Source organism: Chryseobacterium glaciei (assembly GCF_001648155.1).
GTDB classification, from domain to species: Bacteria; Bacteroidota; Bacteroidia; order Flavobacteriales; family Weeksellaceae; genus Chryseobacterium; species Chryseobacterium glaciei.
The window spans coordinates 3,584,765-3,598,635 of record NZ_CP015199.1; the positions used below are offsets into that span (position 1 = coordinate 3,584,765).

Sequence of the window (13,871 nt, forward strand, 5' to 3'; positions counted from 1 at the left end):
CTAAAGAAAATGCCACTTATAACAGGACTTCACCACGTTACAGCCATCACAGGCGATGCACAGGAAAACATAGACTTTTACACAGGAGTTTTAGGACTTCGATTAATAAAAAAGACGGTCAATTTTGATTATTCTGATGTTTATCACTTCTATTTCGGAGACGAATTTGGAACTCCGGGAACGATTATGACCACTTTCCCTTATGGAAAAGGCTTGGTGAATGGAAGACATGGTAAAGGAATGCTGAATACAACGGCATTTTCAATTTCAATAGACGCATTAGATTATTGGTTGAATCGACTTGATCAATTTAATATTCCTTACAAACAGCCACAGCAAAGGTTTTCCGGTGAAGCTTTTATTTATCTTGAAGATTTTGACGGATTGGGATTAGAATTGGTTTTTAATGATAAAGATGACCGAAAAGGCTACTATAACGGATTTATCCCAAAAGATTATGCCATCAAAGGAATTCATCACGTAGAAATTTGGTTGGATGCTTATGAAAGAACGGCAGCGTTGTTGACAACCCAAATGGATCACAAATTAATTGCTGAAAGTTCAGATAGATTCAGATTCGGGACAGATGATCAGCCCGGAAAATATGTTGATTTAGTTTGTACTCCAAATGCTTTGAAAGGTTTGGCCGGAAGAGGAACCGTTCACCACGTTGCTTTTGCGACGCCTGATGCGCAATCTCAGCTTGAAATGATTGAAAAATTAAACAAATTCGGCTTGGAACATACCGAAGTGAAAGACAGAAAATACTTCACTTCCGTATATTTTAAAGAACCGGGAGGTGTTTTATTTGAAATTGCGACTTCAGGACCGGGATTCGATATCGATGAGGAGTTAGCCTCTTTGGGAGAAGATTTAATGCTTCCGGAAAAGTTTGAAGAAAAAAGAGAACATTTGATTGACGTTCTTCCAAAAATTAATTATCCAACAGAAAAATACAGATAAAATAATGAATCACATTTTAGATATAAAAACAGCAGGAAAACCTTTAGACCAAGCCGAAAAAGCTTTAATTATGATTCATGGCCGAGGTGGAAGTGCGCAGGATGTTTTAAGCTTATCACAACATTTAAATGTTGAAGATTACGCAATACTAGCACCACAGGCAACGAATGGAAGTTGGTATCCTCTTTCATTTATTGCTCCTGTAGAACAAAACGAACCGTGGTTATCATCAGCCATTGAAACGATTGAGAAGACAGTAAAAAATGCTTTAGATTCAGGAATTAAAGTTGAAAATATTTACTTTTTCGGATTTTCTCAAGGTGCTTGTCTTACTTTGGAATTTTTAGCGCGAAATGCCCAGAAATTCGGTGGAGCAGCAGCAATTATTGGTGGAGTGATTGGTGACAAAATCAATCGTGAAAATTATAAAGGAGATTTTGCCCAGACTCCAATTTTTTTGGGAACGAGCAATCCGGATTTTCATGTTCCTGTAGAAAGAGTGTATGCTACAGCCAATATTTTAAGAGAAATGAATGCCGATGTTACCGAAAAAATTTACGCTAATTTTGGTCATTCTATTAACCAAGAAGAAATGGAATTGGCGAATACATTGATTTTTAAATAGATTTATTTAAACACGAATTGACACGAATATTTTTCACAAATAAACACAATATTGTAATCAATAGGAACGGGCTTTAGCCCGTTTAATTAAATGTCAAAAATCAATTGGCTTTAGCCAAAACTTAAAATAAGCTATAACTTAAAACCGACATAGGAAGTTGAAGCGTTAAGAAACCTCGAAGAGGTTCGCCGATTCAAATAAAAAAATATAAAATATTGAGGCAAAATAAATTCTGTGAACGTAAAGAAAATTCTACTGTTTGAAGCGCGAGACAAATTTTGAATCGAATAATCAATAATAAATTCGCGCAAGTTTTGGGGATTTTAGGATTAAGTTTTAATTTTTAGCATTCAGATTCCAAGTCTTGAATTTTTGTTTCTTTTGTTTCAAGACAAAAGAAATTTTAATAAAGAATTTAAAGTGAGAAAAAAGAAGAATGTCATTTCATATGTAGATTATAAAAAATGAAATAGACAAAAGAAAATTAAAAAAACTAACTATGCACGAAGATTTACTATTAATACTAGGACTTTTACTACTCGTCATGCTTCTAGTTATGCTGGCACAACGCATCAAAATTGCCTATCCCATATTTTTAGTATTGGCAGGATTGGGGATCAGTTTAATTCCAGGAGTTCCGATTTTAAAATTGGATCCTGAAATTATTTTCCTAATTTTTTTACCACCACTTTTATACGAAGCAGCTTGGTACACGTCTTGGAATGATTTCTGGAAATGGAAAAGAACAATTTCACTAATGGCTTTCGGGTTGGTATTTCTGACCTCAATTGTTGTGGCTTTTGCGTCTCAATCTTTAATTCCAGGATTTACTTTGGCATTAGGTTTTTTGTTGGGAGGAATTGTTTCGCCACCTGATGCAGTTGCTGCAACAACAGTTTTAAAAGGCTTAAAAGTACCAAAAAGAACGCTTGCGATGTTGGAAGGCGAAAGTTTGATCAACGATGCATCGTCATTAATTGTTTTCCGATTTGCTTTAGTAGCGGTCACCACAGGAGCTTTTTCAATGCAGGAAGCAACTGGACAATTTTTTCTTGTTGCCGGAATGGGAATTGTGGTAGGAATTGTTGGTGCCCACATTTTCTACGCTATTCATAAATTTTTGCCGACAACTCCGGCGATAGATGCGGCATTAACGGTGATGACTCCTTATATTTTATTTCTGAGCGCTGAACATTTTCATTTTTCGGGAGTAATGGCGGTCGTAAGTGGTGGATTATTTATGTCTTTCCGTTCACATGAAATTTTTAAAACAGGGACAACAAGGATCAATATGACAGGCGTTTGGAATACCTTGATATTTGTGATGAACGCTTTAGTTTTTGTATTAATCGGGCTTGAACTTCCCGATATCATCAATGGATTGGGTGAAACGTCTTTAATGGAAGGCATTAAATATGGTTTAATTATTAGTTTAATCGTAATTGTTGTCCGTTTGTTGTGGATTTATCCGGTTGCTCATATTCCAAGATGGTTGAGCAAAAAAGTACGAAGAGATCCAAGTCCGGGATGGAAAAATCCATTAATCATCGGTTGGGCAGGAATGCGTGGCGTGGTTTCATTGGCAACGGCTTTGTCAATTCCGGTGATGATGAATGATCAGATTGAATTTCCGATGAGAAATTTAATTATCTTCATTACGTTCATTGTAATTTTTGTGACTTTGGTTTTTCAAGGTTTGACGCTTCCTTTGATTATTAAATTAACCAAAATTGGTGAAATTGATGATATTTTACCTTCGCATGAGCAACAAGCTGGAATTCAAATAAGATTAGATAGTTTGGCAGTTGATAGATTGAATGAAAAATATGAAAAGAGCTTAACAAGCAATAGCTTAGTTGAAAATTTTAAGGACAGTTTACAAAACGATATCAAATTGCAAAAAGGACACCTGAGTTCATTGGAAATGTGTTCTAACAGACAAAATGATTTGAAAGAATACCATCAGATTATGCTTGATATTTTTGCAATGCAGAGAAAGGAATTATTTGCTATGAAAAGAGAGAAGTTTTTCAGTGATGACGAGATCAGAAAAGCAGAATCTCAATTAGATTTAAATGAATTAAAAATCACAGGAACTAAACATTTTTAAAAACAACAAAATACATAATGAAAACATTACAATTCCTAGTTATCGGAAAAAATCAGGAAATATTAGATACTTTAAAAAGAATCATTGAAAATAATGAAGGCTGGAAAGCTGAAATTAAAAGTGAAGAATCACTTTGTTATGATTATCTAAAAGAAAATCAGGTAGATATTGTATTATTAAGTTCAGGTTTAGAAGAACAATTTGAAAAAGATATCAAAGTTTTTTGTGAAAATTTGGATCAGGAAGTGAAGGTAATCGACCATTATGGCGGAGGAAGTGGACTTTTAAAGAACGAAGTTTACGCACTTTTCCCTAATTTGCAGCCGTAAACTTAATTTATGTTCGAAAATATCATCAAAAACGTAACACGATTCATCAATCTTAACCAAGGCGAAGAAAAATTTTTCACAGATCTACTCACTTGCGAGACTTTTCCAAAGAAAACGGTTCTGTTGAGAGAAGGAGAAGTCTGCCAGTTTGAAGGCTATATTCAAAAAGGTTGTGTCAGAGTATATTACCTTGATGATAACGGTTTCGAAGTCACGATTTTATTCGCCATTGAAGATTGGTGGACGAGTGATATTGCATCATTTCAGGAACAGAAGCCATCCAAATTATATATCGAAACATTGGAAGATTCAGAAATTTATATGCTGACTCCCACTGCAAAAGAGAAATTATTAAAAGAATATCCAAAATTCGAAAGAGTTTTCAGGATGTTGGTACAACGAAATTTATCAACCCTTCAAAACCGTTTGGTGAATACTATTTCGAAAAGTGCATCAGACCGATATTTAGAATTTGTAAAAGTATATCCCACAATTCCGCAAAGAGTTCCGCAGTATTATATTGCCTCTTATCTTGGGGTTTCAAAAGAATTTGTAAGCACAATCCGAAAGAGATTAGCTTCAAAATAGAAATATTTCTGTAATAAATTAAATAATAGAATTCCCTTTATTTAATTAAAAACATACCCATAAAGTTTGTCATCCCAGAAGGATCTAGACGCGAATCTTTTTATATTAATCTTTAAAGATTCTGTTTATGTTTAGATCCCTCTGGGATGACAAACTTTTCGCGTAAATGAAATCGACATAGGAGGCTGAAGCGTTAAAAAAATAAATTCTGTGAACATTAAGAAAATTCTACTGTTCGAAGCGCTAGACAAATTTTGAATCGAAGAACAAACAGAAAATTCGCGCAAGTTTTAGAATTTTTAGAGAGCAGAATTTATTTTTAGCGGAAGTTTCCAAGTCTTGAATTTTTCTTTCTTTTGTTTGACTAGGTCGAATCTTCGATTTCAAGACAAAAGAAATTTAATCGGTTGGAATACGCAAAGGCGCAAAGTTTTTATAATTAAAAACGTTTTTAAGGCGCAAGAAAATCAGAGATTTTCAACAAATTATCCATAATTAATTTTATCGCAGATAAAATCCTTGCGTCTTATCTATGCATTATAAATAACACTTTGCGCCTTTGCGTATTCCAACAAAAATAGAATCAAAAAAATACTTTAAAAAGTAATTTATTAAACTAGTTAAATGCACAGCATTTTCCCTCTGCCTAAATTTGTCCTATCAAAATCAAAATAACTAACTAACTAACTAACAGATATGGACAGAAAAGATTTTTTAAAGAAAGGCTTACTGGGAACAGGAATGTTTGTAGCATCTGCATCATTGGGAAACACAATGAAAAATGAGATTGACGAAATCGAGCCATTAGAACCAATCGGATACAATCATTTACCTAATCCTGAGTCAAAAATCAAAGATAATTCAGTTATTCATAAAGCAGATTCAAGAGGAAAGGCAGATCATGGATGGTTGGTAAGTAATCATACTTTCAGTTTTGCGAATTACCATAATCCGGAAAGAATGCATTTCGGAGTATTGAGAGTTTTTAATGATGATAAAGTGGAAGCCGGAAGAGGTTTCGGAACGCATCCTCACGATAATATGGAAATCATCAGTATTCCGCTGGAAGGCGATTTGGAGCATAAAGACAGCATGGGAAATTCTGCGATTATCAAAAGTGGAGATATTCAGGTGATGAGTGCAGGAACGGGAATCATGCACAGCGAATTCAATAAAAATACAGATGCCGAGGTTAAATTTCTTCAAATCTGGGTTTATCCAAACAAAAGAAATGTAACGCCGAGATATGATCAAATTACATTAGATAAAACAAAAAGCAAAAACAGATTCCAGCAAATATTATCTCCAAATGCTGATGACGAAGAAGTTTGGATTCATCAGGATGCTTGGTTTCACTTAGGGAATTTTGAAAATACGATCGAAACTAATTATCAAATCAAGAAAAAAGGAAATGGAGTCTATGCCTTTATTTTAAAAGGAAGTGCAGAGATCGAAGGTCAGCAATTGGAAACAAGAGACGGTTTCGGAGTTTGGGATATTTCAGATTTGAATATTAAAGCAACAGCAGAAAATACAGAAATTCTATTAATGGAAGTTCCAATGACAATGTAATAATTAATGCTAAAAATTTAAAACCATGAAAAATTTTATCTTATCATTTGCAGTTGGTTTATTATCATTGACATTAACTGCTCAAAATACAACACCTGTCGGAACATCAAAAAACTGGGGCTCCGTTGACGGAATTTCAATGATTGGATTAGTGCAGGGACCATCTTCCGCAGACGCTCAACTACAAGTTGCTTGTGTCTTCGAATATACGGAAAATGATATTCACAGCGCTCAGGCTTTACCCGCAAACTTAAATGGATTAGTTCATTTAGATGATGCACTAAAAGGCGAGTTCACCAAAATCAGACAGTCAGGGCAATTTCAGGGACACTCATTGGAAACAATTTTAATTACCCCTCCGGCAGGCTCGATGTCAGCAAAAAAACTTCTGTTGATTGGCTTGGGAGACCGTAATAAATTCACTCCTGAACTAATGACTTCCGTAGGAGAAATGGCTGCTCGTGAAGCAATGAGATTAGGCGTAACCAATTTCGCTTTTGCCAGCGACCTGAAAGATGCCGGGATTGATTCTCCAACCGCTTTGGTAGCCGGAAATGTAGTGAAAGGTATTGTATTGGCCAGCCGTTCTGAAATCTATTTAAGAGAACACAAATTATCCAATACTAAGAAATTAGAAAAGGTATATCTGTTGGCAGGTCCGTCTTTCTTTGAAGTTGCAGGCGGCGGAATTAAAGATGCGATTGCAGAAGTGAATAAAAAATAATGAGGTTAGATTCATTAATATTGTTGTGAGCTCTCTTTTTTAAGAGAGCTTTTTTGATTTAAAACGGATGAATATTTTAATAGTTTAAAACATTATTTTCATAACACTCAATTTATCAACCCTCAACTAAATTAGCGAAAGTCAAAAAAAATCCCGATTTTTGCAACCCTTTCAATAATCCCGAAATTCATGAAACTTTGTATTGCCGAAAAACCCAGTGTTGCCAGAGATATCGCCAAAGTATTGGGCGCAACTACGCCTAAACAAGGCTATATGGAAGGAAACGGCTATTGTGTGACATGGACGTTCGGACATCTTTGTACCCTGAAAGAACCTCACGATTACGGTCCTCAGTACAAATCCTGGAATCTCTTTTTACTGCCGATTATTCCAAATAATTTTGGGATCAAATTAATTCCAAACAAAGGCGTTGAAAATCAGTTTAAAGTGATTGAGAGATTGGTCGAAGAATGTGATGAGGTGATCAATTGTGGGGATGCCGGGCAGGAGGGAGAACTCATTCAGCGTTGGGTTTTGCAGAAAGCAAAATGCAACAAACCGATTCAGCGTTTATGGATTTCTTCGCTTACCGAAGAGGCGATTAAAGAAGGTTTTCAAAACTTAAAACCAGCCGAAGATTATAAAAATCTCTATCTCGCAGGAAATGCAAGAGCGATTGGTGATTGGTTATTAGGAATCAACGCGACCCGACTTTTCACCAAAAAGTTTGGCGGAAATAAAGTGGTACTTTCTATCGGGAGAGTGCAGACGCCGACGTTGGCGATGTTGGTTCAGCGCCAAAAAGAAATCGATGCTTTTAACACCGAAGAATATTGGGAGCTGAAAACCAAATACCGTGAGGTTATTTTCAACGCAGCGATTGACCGTTTAAAAACATTAGATCGCGCCGAAAAAGGATTGGAATATCTTAAAATTAATCCTTTTGAGATCGTTTCTTTTGAAATTAAAGAAGGAAAAGAAAAAAATCTAAGGCTTTTTGACCTGACCGGACTTCAGGTGGAAGCCAATAAAAAATATGGTTATTCTGCGGACAGCACTTTAAAATATATTCAAAGTCTTTACGAGAAAAAACATGTGACTTATCCGCGTGTTGATACGACGTATCTATCGGAAAGTTTATATCCGAAAATTGAAGGAATTCTTAGAAAAATGCATTTCTATCAGGAACTGATTGCTCCTTTATTAGAAGCGCCAATTCCAAAATCGAAAACGGTTTTTGATGATGCAAAAGTAACGGATCACCACGCCATTATTCCAACGGAAGTTCCGCCTTCTCAAAATCTGACGAGGGAAGAAAAATTGGTTTACGATCTGATTGCAAAACGTTTTATTTCAGTGTTTTACCCTGAATGTAAAATTTCAAATACATTGGTAGAAGGTAAAGTAGGAACTATTCCGTTTAAAACAAGTGGAAGACAAATCCTTGAACCGGGATGGAGAGCAGTCTATGCAAAGGATGCCAAAGAAGAACCGACTGATAAAGAAAAAGATAAGGAAGAGGAACAAACCATTCCTGAATTCGTTGCAGGAGAAACCGGACCGCATGATCCGATGATTCACCAGGGAAAAACTTCGCCACCAAAGCCTTACACGGAAGCAACGCTTCTGAGAGCGATGGAAACTGCCGGAAAACAGGTGGAAGATGAAGAACTACGAGAATTATTAAAAAATAACGGTATCGGAAGACCATCAACCCGAGCCAACATCATAGAAACGCTTTTCAAACGTCAGTATATTGAAAAGAAAAGGAAAAATTTGATTGCCACTCAAACCGGAATTCAATTGATCGATACGATTGAAGATGAATTACTGAAAAGCCCTGAATTAACAGGAGAATGGGAATTAAAACTTCGTAAAATTGAAAGTGGTGAATATGAAGCCAACCAGTTCAAAGAAGAATTGATCCAAATGGTGACAGAACTTACCAAAAAAGTGGTGGACGGAAAAGGAAAAGTCATCATGTTGCAGGAAGAAGAAAAAGTAGTTGAAAAGAAGAAGAGAGAACCTGCCGTAAAAAAAGAACTTCAGACTTGGGAAGAAACCAAGTGTCCAAAGTGTAAAGAACATAATTTAATCAAAGGAAAAACGGCTGTCGGCTGTTCTGATTTTAAAAATTGTGGATTTAAAATCTCTTTCGATATTTTCGGAAAAAAGATTTCGGATAAACAGTTATTGGATTTAGTTTTAAAAGGAAAAACTTCAAAACTGAAAGGATTTACAACACATCCGGAAAGTTTGGCGGAAGGAATTTTACTGTTGTCTGATGATTTTCAGGTTCAGCTTAATTAAGGTTGACACAAATTTTACAAATATTTTACACAAATAACACGAACATTATTCTCAATAATATATCAATAGGAACGGGCTTTAGCCCGTTTTCGTTTTAAACAATATTCAAATGGCTTTAGCCAAAACTTAACTAATCTTAAAAATTTAACTTTTCTTACTATTTTCAAAAAAAATAACCATTAAGTTTTATTAAGTAATTAAGAGCATTAAGTTTAAACTTCGTTTTTTAAGATTTGCGTCATTCGTGTAAAATATTTGTGCAAATTGTGTTTAAATTTACCATTCAAACAACAATCAATGACACCCGAAAAAAAACAACTCATCACCGACAGCTTCAACCGCTCAGAAACCTTAAAATTCTACAAGGCAGAATTACTGGAAGTCGACACCGATTTCATTTCCATGAAAATTCCAAAAATGGAATTAATGACCAGAAAAGCAGGAATGTTCAACGGCGCAATGATCGCTTCTTTGGTTGATGTTTCTTCAGGATATGCTGCGGTGAGCCATTATGAACAAGATTGTTATGTAGTTACGGTTGAGTTAAAAGTGAATTATCTTCGACCTGCAATTGGAGACGCTTTGGTTTCAAAATCCTATGTTGTGAAAGGTGGTGCAAAAATCAGTGTCATCAGAACAGAAATTTATGTTGTCGATGAAAATGGAGGATCAGAAAGCCATGTGGCAACTTCATTGGTTACAATGATGAAGATAAAATAAAAAATAGGGTATAATTTTATAGCATATCATCTCAAAATAAACTTTTAGCATTAAAAAACTCATACCCACACACACTCAAACTCTACGCCCCTCAAACCCTACGCCCCTCAAATTCTAATACTCTCAACCAAAATCAGAATGAAAATGCCTGAACAGAAAACTGCAGATAAGCATTATTTCCTACAGGATTCCACATTCCCCAAATGCCGACGGGCAGTTTGTAACCTGCAACCATAAATGTTTTAGAGACAATTAAACTCACTTCATTGATGCCATCTTTTTTAGCGAAGAAATTGCTTTCTTCTCCGGCATGATTTAACGCAAAACCGTAGCCGACTCTTGTGCGGACTTCCAGATTTTCATCAACATTTTTATAAACTGGATATTCTGCAGAAACAAAAGATGAATATTTGTTTTCTGTATTTTCTTTATTCCTGTCACGACCGAAAACAACAGTGTTTGCACTTAATGTTAAGGGAACTTTATCACTGATCGTGTAGTACGATCTTAAATCCCAAAAACGCCCTGTTTCGCTTGCATTATAATTGAAAAACTCTTTGTTGTTATAGGTGGCATCGGGTGAAAAGTTATAGATATCCCAAAGTTCAACCGTTAAATGTTTGTTTTTATAGCCAACATAATTGTTGAACTCTTTGTACGAACCATCAAAATTTCCGCCCGTCCAAAATCCGCCATAGAAATTTTTTCCGTCTAAATGAATATCTCCTGTATAAATTAAACCCGAAGAAACTTCAAGTCCTCGCCATAAATGACTGTTTCTAAGTTGCAAAGCTGAATGTATTTTCTGTCCATAAAGCAGTGAGCTTCCGATGATAATTGAAGAAATTATCAATAATTTAGTTTTGATCATGATGCTGTGTTTTTTAGATTTTGGGTTGTAGCATCCCTACATCCGACAAATAAATGCCGGACAATAGGAATGCGTAAAAACAAAAATGAATATTGTTAGTTAATTAAATCTTTCTCTCTGATTTTTGATCCGAATAATGCGTAAGACAGCATTAATAATTCACAAACTACGGTTAAAATCCAAGTCCATCTCCAAGATCCGAAAGCATCTGCTAATCCACCCTGAACAAGCGTAAATACAGCTCCTCCAAATACTGCTGAAATAAAAACTCCCGAAGCTTTTGAAGTGTATTTATTCAATCCTTTGATGGAAAGTGTGTAGATACAACTCCACATCGATGAATGTAAAAGTCCGATGGCAACCAAGAACCAAAGATTTTGAGTAATCATTGAAATAATCGCTAAGATTGTTGCTAAAATCGTAGTAACAGCCAATTGAGTTTTTGCTGAAATATGACTCAGAAAACTTGAAACCGATCTTCCAACTAAAAATCCGCCCCAATATAATGTAGAAAGTAAAGCGTGAATTCCCAAGTCCATTCCGCCAATCATAATGTCTGTTTTTCCGAAGAAAGTAATGGGATGACCGGATTCTGTTAGTTCAAAAGCGTGAAGATTGATATTCGCACCAATCGCAACTTCAGTTCCAACATAGAAAAATATCGCTACAACTCCGAATGCGAAATGTCTGAACGACCAAATACTTCTTTCCAGTTTTTCACCGCCAACGGCTCTGGTGTTTTCAATATCAGGAAGATGAAGTCTTTTTGTAATTAAAATAACGGTTAAAATACACGCTATCAATACAGAAAGAGGAAGTAATAATTGTTTAATTTCAATACTTTCAATCGAAATTCCGCTGAACATCACAACAGTTACGAAGAATGGGGCAGAAGTAGTTCCGATGGAATTAATTGCTGTTAAAATATTCAATCTTTGTACAGGCTGAGTTCCTTTTAACTGATAAGAAGCAGCATAAGGATTCACAACAACCTGAATAACAGCTGCCGAAGTTCCCATTAAATAAGATCCCGCAACGAAAATAATGAACCCAAACGGAATAATCGCATCACCAACACTAAATTCCATATTTGGATATTGCGAGCCAAACCATGATGAGAACAGATACATAAACAATCCTGAGATCATGAATAAAAGCCCTCTCAAAATGGTGTTTTTATATCCGAAAGCATTCACCCATTTACTTCCTAAGGTTCCGTTTAATAAATATCCTAAAAAGAAAAAGAAGGAAATTAAAGTCGTGAAAGTATTTTTCAAACTTCCTGCATGAGAAAGAAATGTGAATTTCAAAGGAGCTTGTAACTGCTCGTTTACGGTGGTTAAAAAACCGACAATGAAATAGATAAACGTAATAATAGCGAACGGAAATACACTGGTATTCGTCTTTGTATCAAGGGTTTTAATATCTGAATTGACTATCATAAGTGTTTGTTTTTTTATATTATTGATTCTAATACCTGAGTCGTTCCCTGATTTTTAATTTCGCTTACAAATCTTTCATAAAGCTGAATAAATGAGCCTGATTCTTTCAAATCAACACTTTTAAAAGCAGATAAACTTAAGAAATCGAGAGGGTTGTCGCTTGAAATAAGTTTTTCATCATTTTCAGTCATCCAAGGTTCGGCAATGTCGTAAGAATGCCCTTTATCATCAACTTTATATTTCAAATACTGTCTGTAAGAAGCGAACAGAAAGGCGACACGAGTGAGATCTTTATCATCATCAATCATTTTTGTAAGGTTCGGCATAATGTAAACCGGAAACTTTGAGATTCCGTCGAAACACAGTCTGCTCACCTGATCGCTCACACTATGATTGGCGAATCTTTCAATTAAAGTCTGTTTATATTTTTCCAGATCGGTATTTTCGGGAGCCGGAACGTAAGGTGTGATGTCTGTATCCATAAAATCGCGGATAAATTTCACGATACTTTTATCTTCCATGGCTTCATCCACTTTTCTGTAACCTTTTAAAAATGAGGGATAGGAAAGAAGAGTGTGAGAGGCATTCAGTAAGCTCAATTTCATATTTTCAAAAGCTGTAACGTCTTGGGTAAATTCTACACCAACTTTTTCCCAACTTGGTCTTCCGGCAATAAAATTATCTTCGATCACCCATTGTGTAAAATCTTCGCAATACACGGGAGCTTTATCATCAATTCCACTTTTTTTATTTAATCTTATAACATCTTCGGGAGTTGTTGCAGGCGTAATTCTGTCGACCATACTGTTTGGAAAAGTCACGTTTTCTTTTACCCATTCAGCTAAATTTTTATCCTGAGCTTCAATAAAAGTCGTAAAAGATCTTTTTGCCGTATTTCCGTTGTGTTGAAGGTTATCGCACGATAAAATGGTAATACTTCCGTTTCCGTCGGCTTTTCTTTTACGAAGACCTTCCGCTATAAATCCGAAAACAGTTGTCGGATTACTTGGGTTTTCCAAATCATGTTTAATTTTTTCATCATTTAAATTAAACTCATTGGTTTCTTTATCTAAATTATAACCTCCTTCTGTAATCGTTAAAGTGATGATTTTAATAGAAGAGTTTGCAATTTTATCAACAATAGCTTTTGGATCTTCAACGCCCCAGATTAATTCCGTTAATGAACCTATTTTGTGAATTTCATCTTTTCCGTCTCTTCCGCAGATGGTCAAAGTATAATCAAGGTTCTGAGATCTTAAATTATTGACAATTTTTTCATCAGATGGAAGCAGACAAACTCCACAAATTCCCCAATTTTGTTGGTCTTCATGCTTTAACAATTCATTGGTGTAAAATTGTTGATGCGCTCTGTGAAAATTTCCAACACCAATGTGCAGAATACCGGATTTTATATTTTTAGAATCGTATTGAAAGGCTTGTATATCCATGAGAAAAATTTTATATATTTTTTAAATAATAGTCGATTTCTCAAACTTATATTAATTTTATTATTGATAATGTTTTTTATTTGAAAATTCTTTATGGGAACGTTCCCAAAAGTTTGGGAACGTTCCCATTTGTGTAATTTTTGTGTATTTTTGATGAAAACAACCTCAA

12 protein-coding genes are annotated in these 13,871 nt (G+C 35.2%); 9 read left to right on the plus strand and 3 right to left on the minus strand.

Annotated elements, in window-relative coordinates:
- Positions 1-9: 9 nt before the first annotated feature.
- From A0O34_RS16180 to A0O34_RS16220, 9 genes are all read left to right on the plus strand, one after another.
- Complete coding sequence (locus A0O34_RS16180; RefSeq protein ID WP_066756826.1) at positions 10-963, plus strand: VOC family protein; 954 nt, start codon at positions 10-12, stop codon at positions 961-963.
- A 4-nt stretch (positions 964-967) separates the two neighbouring features.
- On the plus strand, positions 968-1,588 hold the full coding sequence (locus A0O34_RS16185; protein WP_066759773.1) for an alpha/beta hydrolase: 621 nt from the start codon (positions 968-970) through the stop codon (positions 1,586-1,588).
- A gap of 499 nt (positions 1,589-2,087) precedes the next feature.
- Complete coding sequence (locus A0O34_RS16190) at positions 2,088-3,698, plus strand: Na+/H+ antiporter (protein ID WP_066756829.1); 1,611 nt, start codon at positions 2,088-2,090, stop codon at positions 3,696-3,698.
- A 17-nt stretch (positions 3,699-3,715) separates the two neighbouring features.
- Positions 3,716-4,027 (plus strand): hypothetical protein, encoded by a 312-nt coding sequence (locus A0O34_RS16195; protein WP_066756832.1) that lies wholly within the window; start codon positions 3,716-3,718, stop codon positions 4,025-4,027.
- Between the two features lie 9 nt (positions 4,028-4,036).
- Positions 4,037-4,615, plus strand: a complete 579-nt coding sequence (locus A0O34_RS16200) for a Crp/Fnr family transcriptional regulator (protein WP_066756835.1) — start codon at positions 4,037-4,039, stop codon at positions 4,613-4,615.
- A gap of 696 nt (positions 4,616-5,311) precedes the next feature.
- Positions 5,312-6,187 (plus strand): pirin family protein, encoded by an 876-nt coding sequence (locus A0O34_RS16205; RefSeq protein WP_066756838.1) that lies wholly within the window; start codon positions 5,312-5,314, stop codon positions 6,185-6,187.
- A 25-nt stretch (positions 6,188-6,212) separates the two neighbouring features.
- On the plus strand, positions 6,213-6,911 hold the full coding sequence (locus A0O34_RS16210) for a M17 family peptidase N-terminal domain-containing protein (RefSeq protein ID WP_082891180.1): 699 nt from the start codon (positions 6,213-6,215) through the stop codon (positions 6,909-6,911).
- Between the two features lie 189 nt (positions 6,912-7,100).
- The gene (locus tag A0O34_RS16215) at positions 7,101-9,221 is read left to right on the plus strand and encodes a type IA DNA topoisomerase (RefSeq protein ID WP_066756841.1); all 2,121 of its coding nucleotides are present in this window, start codon (positions 7,101-7,103) and stop codon (positions 9,219-9,221) included.
- Between the two features lie 297 nt (positions 9,222-9,518).
- A complete protein-coding gene (locus A0O34_RS16220; RefSeq protein WP_066756844.1) occupies positions 9,519-9,941 on the plus strand; it encodes a PaaI family thioesterase in 423 nt (140 codons plus the stop codon).
- Positions 9,942-10,074: 133 nt separating this feature from the next.
- Here A0O34_RS16220 and A0O34_RS16225 read toward each other — a convergent pair whose 3' ends face one another.
- From A0O34_RS16225 to A0O34_RS16235, 3 genes are all read right to left on the minus strand, one after another.
- A complete protein-coding gene (locus tag A0O34_RS16225; RefSeq protein WP_066756847.1) occupies positions 10,075-10,812 on the minus strand; it encodes a hypothetical protein in 738 nt (245 codons plus the stop codon).
- A gap of 95 nt (positions 10,813-10,907) precedes the next feature.
- Entirely contained in the window at positions 10,908-12,254 is a 1,347-nt protein-coding gene (locus A0O34_RS16230) for an MFS transporter (RefSeq protein ID WP_066756849.1), read from the minus strand.
- Positions 12,255-12,268: 14 nt separating this feature from the next.
- Positions 12,269-13,702, minus strand: a complete 1,434-nt coding sequence (locus tag A0O34_RS16235; protein WP_066756852.1) for a mannitol dehydrogenase family protein — start codon at positions 13,700-13,702, stop codon at positions 12,269-12,271.
- Positions 13,703-13,871: the final 169 nt, after the last annotated feature.